This window comes from Puia sp., assembly GCF_035546395.1.
Taxonomy (GTDB): domain Bacteria; phylum Bacteroidota; class Bacteroidia; order Chitinophagales; family Chitinophagaceae; genus Puia.
Map to the genome: position 1 here is coordinate 976,338 of NZ_DASZXR010000019.1, position 17,050 is coordinate 993,387.

The 17,050-nt window shown below is 53.3% G+C and carries 16 protein-coding genes; 9 read left to right on the forward strand and 7 right to left on the reverse strand.

Going from position 1 to position 17,050, the window contains the following annotated elements; all coding sequences use genetic code 11:
• Nucleotides 1-29: 29 nt before the first annotated feature.
• From yiaA to VHE34_RS30355, 3 genes are all read left to right on the forward strand, one after another.
• Entirely contained in the window at nt 30-449 is a 420-nt protein-coding gene (gene yiaA, locus VHE34_RS30345; protein WP_325595209.1) for an inner membrane protein YiaA, read from the forward strand.
• Between the two features lie 140 nt (nt 450-589).
• Nucleotides 590-1,399: a hypothetical protein gene (locus VHE34_RS30350; RefSeq protein WP_325595211.1), complete on the forward strand. Its 810-nt coding sequence runs from the start codon at nt 590-592 to the stop codon at nt 1,397-1,399.
• Between the two features lie 271 nt (nt 1,400-1,670).
• Nucleotides 1,671-2,648, forward strand: coding sequence for a hypothetical protein (locus VHE34_RS30355; protein WP_325595213.1), 978 nt, complete (start codon nt 1,671-1,673; stop codon nt 2,646-2,648).
• A 43-nt stretch (nt 2,649-2,691) separates the two neighbouring features.
• Here the strand turns inward: VHE34_RS30355 and VHE34_RS30360 are convergent, their stop codons facing one another.
• The 4 genes from VHE34_RS30360 to VHE34_RS30375 all read right to left on the reverse strand — a co-directional run bounded on the left by VHE34_RS30360 (nt 2,692) and on the right by VHE34_RS30375 (nt 9,659).
• Complete coding sequence (locus tag VHE34_RS30360; RefSeq protein ID WP_325595215.1) at nt 2,692-4,125, reverse strand: SusD/RagB family nutrient-binding outer membrane lipoprotein; 1,434 nt, start codon at nt 4,123-4,125, stop codon at nt 2,692-2,694.
• A gap of 5 nt (nt 4,126-4,130) precedes the next feature.
• Nucleotides 4,131-7,292: a SusC/RagA family TonB-linked outer membrane protein gene (locus tag VHE34_RS30365; protein WP_325595217.1), complete on the reverse strand. Its 3,162-nt coding sequence runs from the start codon at nt 7,290-7,292 to the stop codon at nt 4,131-4,133.
• A 64-nt stretch (nt 7,293-7,356) separates the two neighbouring features.
• Complete coding sequence (locus tag VHE34_RS30370) at nt 7,357-8,811, reverse strand: FAD-dependent monooxygenase (RefSeq protein ID WP_325595219.1); 1,455 nt, start codon at nt 8,809-8,811, stop codon at nt 7,357-7,359.
• A gap of 29 nt (nt 8,812-8,840) precedes the next feature.
• Nucleotides 8,841-9,659: a helix-turn-helix domain-containing protein gene (locus tag VHE34_RS30375; RefSeq protein WP_325595221.1), complete on the reverse strand. Its 819-nt coding sequence runs from the start codon at nt 9,657-9,659 to the stop codon at nt 8,841-8,843.
• Between the two features lie 45 nt (nt 9,660-9,704).
• Between VHE34_RS30375 and VHE34_RS30380 the strand changes: the two genes are divergently transcribed.
• From VHE34_RS30380 to VHE34_RS30400, 5 genes are all read left to right on the forward strand, one after another.
• Nucleotides 9,705-11,753 carry a TonB-dependent receptor gene (locus VHE34_RS30380; RefSeq protein WP_325595223.1) on the forward strand — a complete coding sequence of 683 codons (2,049 nt, stop codon included), beginning with the start codon at nt 9,705-9,707 and terminating at the stop codon, nt 11,751-11,753.
• Nucleotides 11,754-11,832: 79 nt separating this feature from the next.
• Nucleotides 11,833-13,212 carry a two-component regulator propeller domain-containing protein gene (locus VHE34_RS30385; protein WP_325595225.1) on the forward strand — a complete coding sequence of 460 codons (1,380 nt, stop codon included), beginning with the start codon at nt 11,833-11,835 and terminating at the stop codon, nt 13,210-13,212.
• A gap of 90 nt (nt 13,213-13,302) precedes the next feature.
• A complete protein-coding gene (locus VHE34_RS30390; RefSeq protein ID WP_325595227.1) occupies nt 13,303-13,659 on the forward strand; it encodes a hypothetical protein in 357 nt (118 codons plus the stop codon).
• Nucleotides 13,656-13,844, forward strand: coding sequence for a hypothetical protein (locus VHE34_RS30395; RefSeq protein WP_325595229.1), 189 nt, complete (start codon nt 13,656-13,658; stop codon nt 13,842-13,844). The genes VHE34_RS30390 and VHE34_RS30395 overlap by 4 nt, the downstream gene beginning before the upstream one ends.
• Nucleotides 13,841-14,500: a HAMP domain-containing sensor histidine kinase gene (locus VHE34_RS30400; RefSeq protein ID WP_325595231.1), complete on the forward strand. Its 660-nt coding sequence runs from the start codon at nt 13,841-13,843 to the stop codon at nt 14,498-14,500. Before VHE34_RS30395 ends, VHE34_RS30400 begins: the two co-directional genes overlap by 4 nt.
• Here VHE34_RS30400 and VHE34_RS30405 read toward each other — a convergent pair.
• Complete coding sequence (locus VHE34_RS30405; protein WP_325595233.1) at nt 14,490-15,134, reverse strand: response regulator transcription factor; 645 nt, start codon at nt 15,132-15,134, stop codon at nt 14,490-14,492. The two genes, VHE34_RS30400 and VHE34_RS30405, sit on opposite strands and share 11 nt — an antisense overlap.
• A gap of 88 nt (nt 15,135-15,222) precedes the next feature.
• Between VHE34_RS30405 and VHE34_RS30410 the strand changes: the two genes are divergently transcribed.
• On the forward strand, nt 15,223-15,378 hold the full coding sequence (locus VHE34_RS30410; RefSeq protein WP_325595235.1) for a hypothetical protein: 156 nt from the start codon (nt 15,223-15,225) through the stop codon (nt 15,376-15,378).
• Nucleotides 15,379-15,549: 171 nt separating this feature from the next.
• Here VHE34_RS30410 and VHE34_RS30415 read toward each other — a convergent pair whose 3' ends face one another.
• Together VHE34_RS30415 and VHE34_RS30420 are read right to left on the reverse strand one after the other, a co-directional pair.
• The gene (locus tag VHE34_RS30415) at nt 15,550-16,419 is read right to left on the reverse strand and encodes an alpha/beta hydrolase (RefSeq protein WP_325595237.1); all 870 of its coding nucleotides are present in this window, start codon (nt 16,417-16,419) and stop codon (nt 15,550-15,552) included.
• A complete protein-coding gene (locus VHE34_RS30420) occupies nt 16,412-16,912 on the reverse strand; it encodes an SRPBCC domain-containing protein (RefSeq protein ID WP_325595239.1) in 501 nt (166 codons plus the stop codon). Before VHE34_RS30420 ends, VHE34_RS30415 begins: the two co-directional genes overlap by 8 nt.
• Between the last annotated feature and the right edge of the window lie 138 nt (nt 16,913-17,050).

The following is a 17,050-nucleotide window of genomic DNA, read 5'->3' on the forward strand; positions in this document are numbered from 1 at the left end:
GGATATTTAGTATATAAACCCCTAACCAAATGTCAAACAAACCCTCCGCCGCATTTATCGGCGCCTCCTGGATCGCCCTTGGCGCAGGCGCACTCGGTTACCTTATCGGCCTTTGGCGCGCCGAAATGCAGCTCAACGAAAAAGGCTATTATTTTACGGTGCTGATGTTCGGCCTCTTCGCCGTCGTCTCCCTCCAAAAAGCCGTCCGCGATCGCCTGGAAAACATCCCCGTGACCGATCTGTACTATGGCATCGCCTGGTTTGCCACGATCCTGTCGATTATATTGTTGGTGATAGGCCTCTGGAATGCGACTATCCTGCCCAGTGAGAAAGGCTTCTATGCGTTTGCTTTCCTATTGGCCATCTTCGGCGCCGTCGCCGTCCAAAAGAACACCCGCGACTCCATGCAGGCCGATAAAGAGAACCAGAAAGATCATTCGGAGAAATAGGCGCCGCCGCGCCACAGCCGCCCGTTACGGGCAACCCCCGTTCATGGGAATGTTCGGGGCATGCGTAACTTAACCAGATTTCTCGTTACCTTAGAACAATCCTGATTGCTGGATAGTATAGGAAAATTACCAGGTAGTATATGAAAATTGAAGCCCTTTTTACGCTTTTGCTGACCACCATGGCCGGTTATTCACAAACCACGCCAAACACCATCAACAACTACAAATACGTATTGGTGCCGCATCGGTTCGATTTTCAAAAGTCGGACGACCAATACGCATTGAATACGACGACGAAGTCGCTGCTCGAGCAAAAAGGATTCAACGTGTATTGGACCGACGATGTCCTCCCACCCTCGCTGGCCGGCAACAAATGTGCCGCCCTCCAAACCGAAGTAACCCAGCGGAAGGCCATGTTCACCACCAATCTTACCCTTGTATTGAAAGACTGTCTGGGTAATATTGTCTTCAAAGGCAAAGAAGGCCGCAGCCGCGAAAAGGAGTTTTACGTTGCCTACGATGAAGCCATGAAAGATGCCTTCACGTCCCTGAACGCCACGCCGTACAACTATGACAGCACGCTCACCGTGCAATCCCAGCCGCAACAGGGCCGGCCGCAACAAACCCAGCCGCAGCAAAGTCAGCCCCAAACGCAAGCCCCTCCCCAGTCGCAAAGTCAGCCCCAGTCGCAAATACCCCCCACAAACCCCGGGCCGGTCACCGGCATCCTCTACGCCCAATCCATTCCCAACGGCTACCAACTGATCGACCTCTCCCCCAAAAAAATTATGACCCTCCTAAAAACCTCCCAGCCGGACTTCTACCTGGCCCGGACCGATGCCGCCGGCGGCGCCCCCACCGGCGTCGTCTTCAAAAAGGACGGCCAATGGCTGCTGGAATATTATAAAGACGACAAACTGATCTCCCAAAAGCTCGACATCAAGTTCTAACCCGGCCACCCACGCCACCTCCTTCACCACAGCCCCCATCCCCACCGCAGCAGTCGTAAAGAAGAGTGTTGAATCCCTTACCCGCCCTGTCCGATCCACCGAACAGCGAATGAAACAATACCTTGGCTGGGGATAAATCGCAATTGATTGATAGTCAAGTACAACTCCGCGTCTGCCAGGCCGTAGGCGCCCGCCGCGCTCCCATGGCATCAAATTTTAAGTAAATAGTATCAACTCTGTAAAGACATCAATCAGCTAAATCAACTTGATCATGAAGACAAGACTAAAAACGTCATTTGTCAGCGCGGGTATAGCCCTGCTCTTTCTTACCAGTTGTGTATCGAGCAAGAAATACAAGGCTTCCCAGGCAGAACTGTCCAAAGTAAGGAGTGATAGCGCCCAGCTGGCTCAGCAGGTATCATCGTTGAACAACAATGTGCAGGATCTGCAAAACAAGAACAACACACTGCAACAGTCGGTAGAATCCGCCAACAGCCGCAATGCCGCTACGCAGAAGTCGTTGGACTATTATCAGAACTATTTTAAAGATCAACAGACCGCAGTTGCCCAGGCCAGTGACGATGTCAAAAGCGCATTGACCCAGGCAGGTGTTTCCAATGGTGATGTCCAGCAGGTCAACAGCTCCGTTCACGTTCGCCTCGACGAGGACGAACTTTTTAAAAACAACAGCGCCACCGTTTCGGCCGGCGGAAAGAAGGCCCTCGATGGTCTGGCCGGGGTGATCAGGAACCATTCGAACATGAACGTCTTCGTCGGTGGCGGCGATTCCACCTCCGGCGACATGACGACCATGGGTACGGGCAACGGCAACGCCTCCACGGCCAGCACCGAGCCCCACAAACCCCGCCATCATCGTCGCTCCACGGCAAGCCGCAGCAGCTCGGGAACCGGCAGCTCCGCAAGTGGCGGCGGATCATCCGGCAGTAGCAACGCCACCGCCGGCAGCAGCACCGCCGGCAGCCCAGCCAGCGGCGCCACACCACACAAGAAGGTTCATCACCATTATTCCTCCGAAGGAGGCACGGCGATCTATAACAACCCCCGCCTCCACAATCGTGCATTGGCCCTCAAACAGGCCCGGATGGTCGCCGTCGCCGACAATTTCCTCCAAAATGGCGTGGAAAAGGTCAACGTCTCGCTCCGGCAGTCAAGCATGAACGCAACACCGGGTAAATCGATCCACGTAGTCCTCACACCAAAGATGGAAGACTTCAGTCCACGACAGTAAAAAGTCAAAAAAAGGCCGCCCATCGGGCGGCTTTTTTTTATACTCAATTCTTGTCGAACCAAAGTTTCGTCGTCAGCAGGTCCGGCCCCTGGTGCGCCACTGCCTTCTGATAATTGGCCCCATTGAGACTCTGTTCCGACCCCGGGTAAATGAATCGCACCGGCATCTTCCCACTCAACGTCCCCGCCACAGCCGGCGCCAGCTGCGGATAGTCCAGCCTCCGCCATTCGGCAAACGCTTCCAGCCCCTGTCCGAAAAGGGCGATCCACTTCTGGTTACCGACGGACTGCTTATAGTTCGCGGCATTATATTGCACCGATGCCTGCCCAAGATAATTCGCCGTGACCGTCGCATCGTCGATGCCACACTGATCGAGGCTGGCAAGCACAGCCTGCTTATATAAATCCGCCGCGTCTCCCGTTATAAATCCCCGCGACACAGCCTCGGAAAGATCGAACAATACCTCCGCATAGCTCATGATCACCGCCGGCGCATGTGGCGCCCGGAAATAATCCCCCGGGCGCGAGGTCCGGCTCAGCCCCAGGTTATTGGCATCGCCGGTCGTCAGCCCGTTCGGCACACCCACATAGCCATGCGGCGCATCATCCGTCGGCTGGGCATAGACCGGCAGCCGCGGGTCGTTCAACGCCGCGAGCTGGTCTACCATCGTCTTGCTGATCCGGTAGTCCTGACGGGTGTCGAAGGTGAGGCTCACCGGGTTCTGGTTCGGCGAGTCCTGGTAAGTCAGTTTCGCCAGATCGGAATTGCCGGTAAAATAACTACCACCCTCCGTCTGTATATCCGTCAACACCTGCTTGGCCAGCGCGGGCTCTACATCCGCGATCCGCAACGCGATCCGCAGCCGGAGCGAATTGACGAACTTCTTCCAGTTGCCGATATTCCCGCCATAGATGGCATCTCCCGCTATCGCCGCACCCGAAGGGTCCAGCAGCGACTGCGCGGTCTTCAGGTCCGCAAGCAGTCCCAGGTAAACATCCCGTTGCGTATCATAGGCCGGGGTCAGAAAGCTGTCGATCTTTCCCGCCTGCTGATAAGGGATATCACCATAGGCGTCCGTCAGCAGCTGGAACACCCACGAACGCAGCGTCAACGCCACGCCTTTATAGTTGGCATTCGGTAAAGCATCCCCGATCGAGATCACTTTATTCAAGTCCGTAATACTCTGCCCATACAACGTCTTCCACAACGAAGTAAAGCTGCTGTTGTTGAAGATATACCGGTCCGGATCCGTGTACTGTATCTTCGCCCAATGTTGGATGAACAGCAGCGAAGAGTTCAGATTATTGTCCACACCCCAGTACGCATCGGCCGTCAGCTTTTCGGCAGCCGTCAAAAGATAATCCGGTTGGGGGTTCTCCGTGGCGTTGGGGTTCTTGTTGATGTTCGCCAGCTCTTTCTTGCAGGACGCCGAGACCAGCACCAGCCCGCCCAATAGTATATTAAAGAGTGTCTTCATGATAGTTAGAATTTGAAGTTTACATTGATGCCATAGCTCCGCGTACCGGGAAGGCTGAGGTCTTCAAGCCCCTGTCCATTACCCGTGTTGAATGCCGTCTCGGGGTCCACATTGGGGATGTTCCGGTGGATGATCCAAAGATTCCGCCCTACCAGGCTCACCGTCGCGCCGACAAAGTGAATGCGCTCCATCCATCTCGCAGGCAGCTCATAGCTGAGCTTCACTTCCCGCAGCTTGATAAAAGATGAGCTATAGATCCACTCCTCATCGAAATTGTTCAGCGTCTTATAGTATTGGGAGGCGGGGATGATAGCCGTATTCGCTTTTCCATCTAGGGTGACGCCCTTGAAGATGATCCCATCGTCATATGTCTTCCCGCCGGAAGTATAAGAAAGCCCGCCATGGGCCGCATCGCGACCCGGTAACGTAAGGGCCAACACCCCGGTATAGGCGCCGGTTGCATTCGTCGAAGAATACTGCCGCCCGCCAAAGCTACCATCCACCAGGACACTCAGCGAAAGCCGCTCGTACGTAAAGGTGTTCGTAATGCCGCCCAGCCAGTCCGGGGTATACTTGCCCAGCACCTGGTTATTGGGATTGGTGGCAGGCGTTCCATCGTCATTGACTATTATCTGACCCTGGGCATTGCGCAGGAAGGCGGTCCCGAACAGGCTGCCATAGGGTTGCCCGACCGTGGCCACTGTCTCGATGGAACCATCGCTGCCCAGCACGTAGTTCTTCAACAGGCCCTGGTTGTCCAAAGCCTTCAGCTTGCTGCGATTCATCGCATAGTTGGCATTGACATCCCACTTGAATCGGGCGGTCTTCACAGGTACAAAACCCAGCTGTACCTCCAGGCCTTTATTGTTGAGCCGGCCGGCATTGATCAGCTTTTGGGAATACCCCGTCGTATTACTGACGTCCACAGCCAATATCTGGTTGTAGCTGCTGCTCTGGTACAGGCTCAGGTCCAACCGGATGCGATTGTCAAAGAAGCCGGCCTCTGCACCAATCTCCGAGCTGGTCGTTGTCTCCGGCTTGAGGTTGGCATTCAGGTCGAGCGCGCCCGCCGTCAACTGGGGATAAGAGCCAAAAGTGGGGGTGATAAAGGGATAGGTGTTCAACAGCTGGTACGGTGTCGCATCCGCGCCGACCTTGGACCATCCGCCCCGGACCTTGGCATAGCTCAGCACGTCTCCCTTTATATCGAAGGCATCCGACAGCACCAGCGAAGCGCTGACCGAGGGATAGAAATAGGAGAGATTGTTGACCGGTAGGGTAGAGGACCAGTCGTTACGGGCGGTGAAATTCACAAAAGCATAGTTGCGATAGCTCAGCTGCGCCGATCCGAACAGGCTATAGGTCTTCAATTTGTAGAAGTTATTCGAGGACACCAGCGGATCGCGGGAGTTCGTCAGCGTATAAAGGTCGGCTACCGCCAGCCGCGGCGCCTTCTGGTCGTTCTCCTCGAAGGACTTGGTCCGCAGGTTGGCGCCGCCAAGGACTTCGAAAGCAAAGTCGGTGTTCAGCTTATGGGCATAATTCAGCGTGAACTCGGTATTGTTTTCGTTCACGGTATAAGCGTCCTCTTCATAGCTGCCAAAAGGGGTGCCGCTGGTCCCATACGCGATCCTCAGCTTGCGCCGATCCGTATAGTAGTCGGTTGCCGACTTCAGGTTCGCCGTCAGTTCGGGAGTTATCTTATAACTCAACCCGATATTCCCGATCAACCGGTCCCGCCGCTGACCGACCGTATTCCGGTTGGCCACAAAGAAAGGATTGCTGTAATACGCATTGTTCCAGTTGAGCGGACTTCCCGTGCTGTTATAATGGTCGCGCAGCTTGTTCATATCCACCTGCCGTCCCATCCAAATAAACTGGAGCATCGTACTCGTACTCCGCTTCCCGCCCGAACCCGGAAGATTGCCCGCAATCGTCTGCACATAATTCGCATTCACCGACAGGGTCAGCTTCGGATCCAGCTTCAACGTCGAGTTAAGGGTAAAATTGTTCCGCCCCAGGTCGCTGTTGGGGATGACCCCAAACAACTTCTGCGTATTGACCGCAAACCGGTAGTCGTAGTTGTCGCCGGCATCGCCGAGCGATACCCCATTGCTATAGCTGACACCCGTCTTAAAGAAGCTCTTCACATTGTCCGGATGCGGTACAAAGGGTTGCGGCGTTCCGTCGAAGAACTGCGGGATCAGCTGACCGTTCATCTTCGGACCCCAGCTTTCATCCACGTTGTCGTTGACGCCGCCACCGGCGCCGTCCTTATAGCTGAATTCCCCATTTGCCCCCTGGCCGAAGACATTCTGATATTTCGGCAACGTCAGCAGATTCTCGAAGGCAGTATTGGAATTGACCGTGACGCCAACCCCCTTCTTTTTCCGGCCGCTCTTCGTCTTTATCAGCACGACGCCATGCGCCGCCCGCGAGCCATATAAAGCCGCCGCATTCGGTCCTTTCAGGAAGCTGATCGATTCGATATCGTTGGGATTGATGTCGGAGATGGGGTTGGCAAAGTCCCGCGAAGGGGCCGTACCCAACTGCTGATCGTTGTCCACAGGGAATCCGTTGATGACAAACAGCGGCTGGTTATTCCCCGAGATCGACGTCTCGCCCCTGATCACGATACGGGAAGAGCCCATATCCCCCTGGCTGTTCGTCACGCGGACCCCCGCCACCTTCCCTTCGATGGTATTGACAAGGTTCGCCTCGGAGGTTTCGGAGATGTCCTTCGACTTGAGTTCCTGCACGGCGTAGCCCAGCGCCTTCTTCTGGCGCGTGATGCCAAGCGCCGTCACCACGACCTCGTTCAGCGCGCCCTTCGTCGGCTCCAGCGTTACCTGCAGACCCGAATCCAACCCCGAAGCCGAAGAAGCCGGCAATTCCACCGGCGCATACCCCACAAAGCTGAATTGAAGCACCTCCCGGGACGAGGCGGCGATCTCGAATTTACCCTGGGTATTGGTTTGTGTAGCCCGCGCGGTTCCTTTTACCCTCACCGTCACGCCCTCCAGCGGCAAGCCATCCGGCTTACCCGTGACCACGCCCTGAACTTTGATAGATTGTGCTTGAGAAGAAAAAGAGAAGAAGATAAGCATTAGCCCGGCCAAAAACAGCCCGCGCCTCTCCGGCAGCAGCCCGGTTAGCAATTTCATCATAACAGTGAATTTAGTGACTCGATGTTTTTCGAACTGCAAATATAAACCCTACTGCAATAGTGGACTAATCTTTTTTTACCCAGGCTACGATCCCATCCGGCCGGATCAACAAGGCGCTCAAACCAAACGACTCCTTCACCCGGCCCGAAATATACTTCACCCGATCTCCATATTCACCCGAAAAAGACGCAAGCGAAGTGTTCCCCTCAAAGTCAAGCAATATCCCCCGCCCGTCCTGCATCAGCTCCCCAAGCCTCCCAACATCAACAAACTCAAAATCCGGAACAGAAGTTCCCACCAACGGATGTCCCCCGCCCAGGTCATAGCGCATAGAGATGCCCCACACCCTGCCCGCAAAATAAGTGGCTCCGTCACGCGTATTCATCAGATCACGGACAATGGCGTTCAACGCCCGCGCATCGGCATCCGGTCGCATGATCGCCACCTGCGCTCGCGACCAGTCCAGCACCTGCGCCCCAATAGGATGCCGTTCGGAAAAATAACTGTCCAGCAACCCCTCCGGCGCAAACCCGCGTATGGTTGCCGCGAGCTTCCAGCCCAGGTTCATGGCATCGCCTAACCCCAGGTTTAGACCCTGACCCCCCAACGGTGCATGAATATGCGCGGCGTCACCGGCCAATAATACCCGCCCAACCCGATACGTTGTCGCCTGCCGCGCCCGATCCGTCCAGGTAGTGGCGATAGAAAGCGCACTGATCGTAACATCGGTGCTCGAAATTCGGCGCAACACCGCCTGCACATGCTCGCGGGTCACCGGCAATCCCGAATCATGAAATGCCCCGCCATCGAAATCCTGTATCACCAGGTAACCCGGCTGCGATTGCAGGTACATGCCCGTCGGCGTCATGACCCGGCCAGACCCCAACTTCTCAGCATCGGCAACCGTCACCTGCGCCGTATAACCGGTAAACTCCGGCTCGGTTCCCGCGAAAGTGATGCCGGCGACTTTACGTACAACACTCCGGCTCCCATCACACCCCACAAGCCACTTACCAAAAAAAGACTCATCTCCCGCCCGAACCGTCACCCCATCCGCGCCCTGTTCAAACCCGGTAACAGCAACTCCCCTCCTCATCTCCACCCCCAACGACTCTGCACGCCGCTCCAGCACCGTTTCCAATTCCTCCATTTCAGAAATTAAAGAAGTCGCAGTCGACCCCGGCAACCGATACTTCCAACTGGAAGTATCAATGTCCCCCTCATGAAAAGGGATCCCCGCGAAATGCCCAACAGGCCGCCGCAGCTCCCGCCCGGCAGGTTGATGGGGACTTTTAAGATGTTTGTGGATCGAAAGTTCGCCGAGCAACCCCCGGCGGTAAAGCGCCTCGATAGTCGGAGCCGACAGACCCCGTATCCCAAAGGGAAGCCGCTTCAGCGGCGACCGCGCATCCAAAGATTTTTCAAGTATAAGAACCGAACAATTGGCAAGAGCCAGTTCACAGGCAAGAAAAAGCCCCACAGGGCCGGCGCCGGAAATAAGTACATCGTAAGTTTTCATAGCGCACAAAGTTCAGAAAAGCCACCCCCCTAATCTTGTACAAACGCGACAAAATCACCACCTGCCATCTGCCTTCCCTTCCTGGCCTTTCGCGCAAAAGCCCCCGGCGTAGTGCCGCTGTATCGCTTGAACTCGCGGCTGAGATGGGATTGATCCGTATAACCCACCTCCTGGGCCAGCCCGGCAATAGAAGTATCCGGAAAATTCCACAGCCGGTTCCGCGCCTGCTCAAAGCGCATCAGCGCAGAGACATCTTTGACCGTATGCCCCGAAGACTGCTTGAAGTTTCGTTCCAATGTTCGCACCGTCGCATTCGCCGCCGCCGCCACCTCGCTTACCGGTAACGTACCGTTCGCCTTTCGCATCGCAACCCCCGCCTTATACAATAGGCTGTCAACCGGTACTCCCGACCGCGCCTCCAAAAAATACCGCCTCACTTCCGCCATCGCATCCCCGATCCTGCCGGCATCGACCCACCCAGTCAAAAGGGATTGCAGCCGGGCAACAGGATGCTCGAATACATGCACCCCGCCTTTACCGGACGGCAATCCAAGAAGATCGAAAACCGACCACGGAAAACACCGGACCCCAATGATCTCCAGCCGGCCCCTCGCATAAAAAACAACAGGCTGCCCCAACAATCCCACCATAAACGGCGATGGCAACGGTCGCAAACTCCCTTCAAAAAGAACACTGCAGCCACTCCCAAAATGAAAAATGATCTCGGCATACCCGTCAGGAAGTACCTCGAAGCCCGACTGCTCGTCTCCATAGTCCCGTTGGTCATACCAAAAGCATTGTATCGTATCCCTTAGCTCCTCGGGAGGCTCAAATTCCAGGTGCTGCATTCCACAAGATAGCTATTCTGGATTTTCAATGTAGATTTGCCCTTTATGAAATGGACCTGCTTCATCCCCTTTCTTTTCATGATCACAGCGGTCTCGGGCCAATCCGCCGACATCGCCGCAAAGCAGCTCATCGACACTACCGGCCAACACATCGTCGACCTCAAAGAGATAACCATCACCCATTCCGGCTCCGCCGGCGCCGGCTCCTTCCACACCCTCAGCCGCATCGACCTCAGTTGGCAACCTGTCCGCTCCGCCCAGGATCTTCTCCGTCTCGTCCCGGGTCTCTTCATCGCCCAGCACCAGGGCGGCGGCAAGGCAGAACAGATATTTCTAAGAGGATTCGACGCCGACCACGGCACCGACGTCAACATCACCGCAGACGGCATCCCGGTGAACATGGTCTCCCAGGCCCACGGCCAGGGCTATGCAGACATGCACTTCATCATTCCGGAAACCATCGGCAGCTATGACTTCGGAAAGGGACCCTACTACGCAGACAAAGGCGACTTTACCACCGCCGGCTATGTCTCTTACGATACAAAAAAGACGATCGAAAACAGCCAGGTCACCATCGAAGGCGGACAATTCCACACCGGCCGCATCGTAACCCTGCTCAACCTGCTGTCCTCCGCCGCCCGGCAAAAAGGGCAGTCAGCCTATATCGCCGCAGAAGGCCTGTATTCGGACGGCCCCTTCCACTATCCAGAACATTTCAACCGCGGGAACCTTTGCGGCAAGCTCATCACGCCCCTGACCCGGTCCAGCACCCTCACGCTCATTGGGTCTACCTTCGCCTCCAGGTGGCGGGCCGCCGGTGAGATTCCCGAGCGGGCGGTCGCGGAAGGATATATAAAGGATCGCTTCGGCGTCATCGACAGCGCCCAGGGCGGTAATACCTCGCGGACAAATGCCTCGCTCCGCATCGACACCCGGTTAAAGGAAAATCTTCGTCTCGAGAACCAGGCCTGGTACTCCCGCTACACCTTCGATCTGCTGTCCAACTTCACCTACTTCTATTTCTATCCCACCTCCGGTGACGAGTTCCGCCAGCACGAGAAACGCGATCTGTACGGCTACACCGGCCGGCTCACCGCCGTCCACAATCATGGCGACGCCACCCTGACCTCCGAAGCAGGCTGGGGCGCAAGATATGATCGTATCACGCCTTCCTTTCTCGCCCACACCGCCGGCGGCGATTCGATCCTCGACTATGTTCAGTTGGGAAACATCCGCGAAACGGCGCTGAACGCCTGGTGGAGCGAAACCCTCGAAAAAGGCCGCTGGTTGTTCAACATAGGCGCGCGGTTGGACTACCTCCAATTCGTCTACAACGATTCGGCGGCGGCAAAAGCCATCCTTAGCCCAAAGCTGAATATCCAATACACCGCCGGCAAAGCCACACAACTCTACCTGAAGCTCGGTAAAGGCTTTCACTCCAATGATGCCCGCGTCGTCATCGCCAACCAGGGCTATGACATCCTGCCCGCAGCCTATGGCGCCGACCTCGGCATCAACTGGAAGCCCGCAAAAGCCCTCTTTATCAACGCTGCCCTCTGGTATCTCTTTTTAAAGCAGGAATTCACCTACGGCGCCGACCTCGGCGACCAGGCCGTCTCGCCCGGCGGCCGGACTCGCCGCGAGGGCATCGATCTCTCGGCGCGATATCAGTTTACCCCCTGGCTCTTCGGCAAATTGAATGTCGACCTCGCCCGCCCTCGCGATCTCGACGCCGCAAAAGGCGAAAATTATCTCCCCCTCGCTCCAACCTTCTCCAGCACCGCCGCAATAAATTTTCACCTCCCTTCCGGTTTCAACGGCGGGATCAGCTATCGCTATCTCCACGATCGCCCGGCAAACGAGGACAATACCCTCGTCGCCAAAGGATACTTCATCACCGACCTCGTCATCAACTATACAAAAAAACGCTATGAGATGGGCGCATCAATAGAAAACCTCTTCGATCGCTCCTGGAACGAAGGTCAGTTCGCCTACACATCCCGCCTTCGCAACGAGCCTGCCCCGGTCGACGGCGTCAGCTTTACCCCCGGCACCCCCTTCTTCGCCAGGCTGAAGCTCACCTTGTTCTTCTGATCCCCGCAGGCCAGAATACGAGTGCGGTTTTATCGCAGTTTTGTAGTAAATTTACTACAACGGGTTTCCTGGCTGACTTATGCGGTGCATAGCATCATTCCTGTTCTGCCTTCTGGGAATAGGCGTCGAATGGGCTGCCGCCCAGGCCGGCGGGAGCGATCTCTCCCTCGCCGAGACGGAAAACTATGACGTCAGGCAGGATCAATATGATGTCAGGCAATACAACAGCGAGAACGGCCTGCCGCAAAACAGCGCTACCGGACTCTTACTCGATAAGAATAATTTCCTCTGGGTCGCTACGCAGAACGGGCTTGTGCGATTTGACGGCCGGCGATTCAAACTATATGATAAGTCCAATACACCCGCCATAAAGTCCAATCGTTTTTCCGTCATCGGCGAATCGTCGCAACGGGAAGTGCTGCTGGGTTCGTCCTTCGATCCGGCAGAAATTTATAAGGTGGGACCGGATTATAAGCTGGTCCTCGATACCGCAAGAACACGGATCGCTCACAAATTCATCCATATCAATTCACCGGGCTTTTTCGATTGCACTCCTTTATTCAAATATTATTCAAATGCCAGGAACGGTGTCGACACCTCGTTGCTTCATCGCCTCTGCTTATCACCGACTTTCGTGGTCCTGAACGACAATGAAGTAGTCGTTCAGGACAGCCGGGATGAATGGTATTACCTTGACAATCGGTCCAATACGGTGAATAAGTTGCCCGTAGACATTAAAGGCGCGGACATCCATGTTTTCTTCCTGAAAGGGATCCTCTGTATTTTCTCCGAAAGAGGCGAATGGCGCTTTTTTCAACAGGGCAGGCCGGTGTCCATCCAGGTGGATAAGACGGTCTCCGACCTGGTAAGGCTGGCGGCTTCCACCACCGGGCTCAAATCCATCCTGGGTCCCGGCGGCGAACAGGTGATCATAAGACAGCAGGACGACATTTATGAGCTGGTCCTCGACAACGGAGTGTTGAAGGCCGGGTTGATCTTTCCGGACCTGAAGATCCTGGACAAGCTCATCGCCACTTCTTTTCTGTACGATAAGCCAAACCGGCGGCTTTTCATCGCCACCGTTACGACCGGGTTTATCATCGTTACAAAAAGACCGTTCAGCACAATTGCATTTGACACCTCCGATCGGCTCAACAATTCCTTTAAAGCCTTCCTTTTGCTGCCGGGCAAAAGGATACTTACCCAGAATGGCGTCCTGAACAGGACGAATGCCGGCAACCATCGCCTGTTTACCAGCGATACGAAACCCGATGGAAATTGTTTTTATGAGGCGAAAGACGGGTCGGTCTGGCTGAGCAAAGACAAACATTTGCACATTTATGATAGGAATTTTTCCACCGAAGGGACCATGGACAGTCTTCCGCTGGACTCCTATATATCCGCATCATTGAAGATAGCAGGCATACCGTCTGGGTCAGCACGCTCACTTCACTGCTAAAGCGGGTCAACGGCCGGGCTGCAGTATGTCCTAAAGGATTATCCACCCTTTGTCACCCATAATATCGAGTCCGTCGCCGAGGTCGCGCCGATGGTGGCATGGATCGCCACCCGGGATGGCATTTACGTCTACGACCTGGCCAGGGAAAGCATCCATAAGGACCCGATCCTGCCGCATGTCTATGCCCGGAATATTTATAAGGCAAGGGATAGCAGCATCTGGGTGGCCACCTATGGGAACGGCTTCTATAAATATGAGGCCGGGAAATTTATCCCGATCCCCCTGGACGCGGAGAAATACCTGTCTACGGCCCACACCTTTTTGGAGGATGACAATGGCTTCTTCTGGATCAACACGAACCATGGCTTGTTCCGGACCCGCAAAAGCGATCTCGATGACTACACGAACGGCACAATGGCGCCGGGACCAATCGGTTTACGACCATGACCATTGCCTTCGAAGTACGGCCACATTGGTACAACAGCTGGTTTTTTTATATAGCCCTGGCGCTGGCCGTCGCCGTGCTGTTATTTTTCCTGTACAAACTGAGGACTCGCATCCTCACCCAGCAGAATATCCGGCTGCAGGCCAAGGTGGATGAACGCACCCTTGAGTTGGAACAAGTACCATGATGAAGGAGCGGCTTCTTTCCGTCATCATGCACGACCTGCGGTCCCCGATGTATTCACAGTCGCTGTTGATCGATCACTTGCACGAGAACTATCATAAGCTGAGCGGCCCCAAGCTCGACGAATTGTTTTATATATTAAAGGACTCCAGCAACAGGATCGTTCAGTTCAGCAACGATTTTCTCCTTTGGTACGACAGTCAGCGACAGGGATTTTTGATAAAGACGGAAAACATCCGGTTGGACAACTTTATGAATGAGACAACCGTTCTTTACCGCAATATCGCCATGCGGAAGGGACTGTATTTTGATTGTGACGTTCCTTCCGGAATGGTCCTGTCGGCCGATCGGAATATGCTGGCCATCGTCATCCGGAACCTCGTCGACAATGCCGTCAAATACACCAGCTCCGGCGGCATCGGCATCAGCGCCGGTCAGGAGAATGGGCATATCCGGCTGATGGTAAAAGATACCGGCCGGGGAATGACGGCTTCAAGAATTGCAGAGATAACGGCTTTTGGCGAAAAAGATATGTACGGGCCGGCATCGACTTTTGGCTATCGGTTCATCATGGAGCTTGCCCGGAAATTGAATGGAGATATCGATATTCAGTCCGAACCCGGGAAAGGCACCGTGGTTCAGGTCCGGTTCAAAGTTTAAAGATCTCCATCCGGTACATCTTGGCAAGCTCATTCAGCTCGCGAAGCGTCTTTATTTTCAGCTTTTCGAAGATCCGGGTCTTATAGGTTCCGATCGTCGAGGAATGGATGTTCAAAACCTTTTTTATTTCCGGTAGAGTATACCCATGCAGCAGGTACTTGACCGTCTGCATCTCCCGGTCCGAAAGTTGGTGAAAAGGATTGTCCATCCCCCTTTTCAGATCCTCACTCAGTTCCTTTTTCACCTTCTTGCTGACATACAGCTCCCCGTTCAGTACCGCCGCGATCGCCCTCCTGATCTCCCCGGCCTGGGACTCCTTGCTCAAGTATCCGTGAACCCCCAGTTTGATGAACCGTTTCGCATAAAGCTCCTCCGAATTCATGGTATAGATAAGAATCTTACACTGCTCCCGGTAGGCAAGAACATTGGTGACAAGGGTGATGGAATCCGTTTCGGGCATATTGATATCCAGCACGATCAGGTTGTAACCGTTCTTTTTCACAAAAGAAATGACTTCGTTCCCATTCGAGGCCTCGTCAATGACGGTTGACGGAAGAAGGTCTTGTAGGATCAGCGTTATTCCCGATCGGACGATGGTATGGTCATCGGCCACCAGTACCCTGTTGGTTTCCATCCCATAAAATTAATTCTGAAAAGCCAGGGATCCGTACCCTATCGAATTTTACATCGGCGTTTTTAATAGGGTAAATCCATATGTGTTTATGAATACCATATCTATGCATGAGTTGGTTTCGGGGTTGATGCAAAGCCTGATGCCGTTGACGGTGGGGCGGCGCAATCTGATCCTGAACGAGGTCCCCAGAACGCCATGGATTATGGAATGCATGCGGCTTTCTTTATATCCAACCGGCTGCTGATCGCCTGATCATTCATGGTTACCGGGATGGCCGCATAAAGTCCGACAGCTCCTGTTTTGCTTATAATTGACCCATTTGAATAATATCTCTTCGGGAATACCCCGGATTTATCCACCCGGTCACCGGATTCGTTGATGAGACGATACGAACATGGGAAAAGTTTTTATATTTTCAAAAGCTGTTTATAAAATTCGAAATGGCCGTTGTCTGCATCATCAGGCTCACATGCCCTTGCGAAGGAAGAATGGCTAACTGGGATTTTGGCATCGGTTCTAAATCGGCAGATATGCCGCCTCCAAGCAACTCGTATGTTTTCATCAACTCGACTTTATCCAGGCCATCATTGTCGCCGGATATAATCAACACAGGTGCCGAAATTTTTGCAATATTCGAATCACCCACATTGAATGGCACACCGGCAAAAGCTATCATTTGCGCTAAAAACTTTCTCCATTTTGTAGTATCGGGTGCTACTGCATCGTAGGCGGTTTTTATTGGGGTGTTATCAAAAAATTCCGGTTTAAAATCCTTAAAAGCACCGTTAACTATTGGTAAAAAACCATTCGTTTTATAGGAAGAAGATATGATAATTAATTTCCGTAATCGCTTCGGGCTTTGCACGGCAAACTGGTAAGCAATAGAGCCACCCATACTGTATCCTGCTACATCGGCACTATCTATATTCAGGTAATCCATTACTCCTTCCACATCCTTTGCCAAGGTCTTAATATCTAATTTTCTATCAGAATAAGGTGTATGCCCATGTCCCTGCATTTCAATGGCAATTACTTTTCTTGTTTTTGATAGCTCAGGTATTAATTGCCCCCAGTTCATGCTAATCGTATAAAATGCCCCATGTAACAGAACGATGGGCCTTCCTTCTCCATATATTTCGTAATATACTTTGATGCCGTTAACCGGTGCATAGCCACTGACATTAGGCTTGATTGTTTGTGCGTTTAAGCGAAGGGCGCAAATTAAGATCACACCCACCACCGCCAAAAGTTTTTGGGCTTTACTTTTTTTAATTTCTTTATTCATGATTATTACCATTTAATAATGTTTCCAATTCGTTTAAGGTCATGGTTAACGCTTCTTTGAAGCCCATTTCGATCATCTTTTCCATCCGTTCCAGGGAATCATTGAATATCGATATGCTTACTTTGGTTATTCCATTTTGTTCGCTGAAATTCAAATCCCAGTTGGAACCGGGCAAATGAGGGGTTTCGTCTTTGTCTGCAAATGCACTTAAGAATTTGAAGTTGGTTTTCGGGCTTATTGAAGTGTAGTCTTGTATCTGCCAGCCTATTTCCTTTCCTTCGGGGCTTACCATTGCGTAAAATCTTCGTCCCCCAACTTTAAAGTCCATCCTTTTGGTCTTTGACGTCAAAGGTTTGGGCGCCCACCATTGGTCAAGGATCTCTTGTTTCGTAAATGCATCCCAGACCAACGAGTGAGGGGCAGCAAACTCTCTGGTTATGTAAACCGTTTTTGTGGATTTGTCAACCGTAACGCTGACTTGTGGACTGTTCATCTTAAAGTCTTTTTAATTGTTGATAATAAGTTGTCTGATTGATTACATGGGTTTCCCAATTAGCTGTTTGCTTTAATGAAACCGAACGGTTGCAAATATATATGCAACTTTTCGGTTTCGCAAATTTTTTATCGCTAA

Coding starts and splice junctions, on each gene's coding strand:
- VHE34_RS30350 (WP_325595211.1), top strand. CDS start 590: ATGAAAATTGAAGCCCTTTTTACGCTTTTGCTGACCACCATGGCCGGT.
- VHE34_RS30360 (WP_325595215.1), bottom strand. CDS start 4,125: ATGAAGACACTCTTTAATATACTATTGGGCGGGCTGGTGCTGGTCTCG.
- VHE34_RS30370 (WP_325595219.1), bottom strand. CDS start 8,811: ATGAAAACTTACGATGTACTTATTTCCGGCGCCGGCCCTGTGGGGCTT.
- VHE34_RS30375 (WP_325595221.1), bottom strand. CDS start 9,659: ATGCAGCACCTGGAATTTGAGCCTCCCGAGGAGCTAAGGGATACGATA.
- VHE34_RS30355 (WP_325595213.1), top strand. CDS start 1,671: ATGAAGACAAGACTAAAAACGTCATTTGTCAGCGCGGGTATAGCCCTG.
- VHE34_RS30385 (WP_325595225.1), top strand. CDS start 11,833: ATGCGGTGCATAGCATCATTCCTGTTCTGCCTTCTGGGAATAGGCGTC.
- VHE34_RS30395 (WP_325595229.1), top strand. CDS start 13,656: ATGACCATTGCCTTCGAAGTACGGCCACATTGGTACAACAGCTGGTTT.
- VHE34_RS30365 (WP_325595217.1), bottom strand. CDS start 7,292: ATGATGAAATTGCTAACCGGGCTGCTGCCGGAGAGGCGCGGGCTGTTT.
- VHE34_RS30410 (WP_325595235.1), top strand. CDS start 15,223: ATGAATACCATATCTATGCATGAGTTGGTTTCGGGGTTGATGCAAAGC.
- VHE34_RS30405 (WP_325595233.1), bottom strand. CDS start 15,134: ATGGAAACCAACAGGGTACTGGTGGCCGATGACCATACCATCGTCCGA.
- VHE34_RS30420 (WP_325595239.1), bottom strand. CDS start 16,912: ATGAACAGTCCACAAGTCAGCGTTACGGTTGACAAATCCACAAAAACG.
- yiaA (WP_325595209.1), top strand. CDS start 30: ATGTCAAACAAACCCTCCGCCGCATTTATCGGCGCCTCCTGGATCGCC.
- VHE34_RS30415 (WP_325595237.1), bottom strand. CDS start 16,419: ATGAATAAAGAAATTAAAAAAAGTAAAGCCCAAAAACTTTTGGCGGTG.
- VHE34_RS30390 (WP_325595227.1), top strand. CDS start 13,303: ATGGTGGCATGGATCGCCACCCGGGATGGCATTTACGTCTACGACCTG.
- VHE34_RS30380 (WP_325595223.1), top strand. CDS start 9,705: ATGAAATGGACCTGCTTCATCCCCTTTCTTTTCATGATCACAGCGGTC.
- VHE34_RS30400 (WP_325595231.1), top strand. CDS start 13,841: ATGATGAAGGAGCGGCTTCTTTCCGTCATCATGCACGACCTGCGGTCC.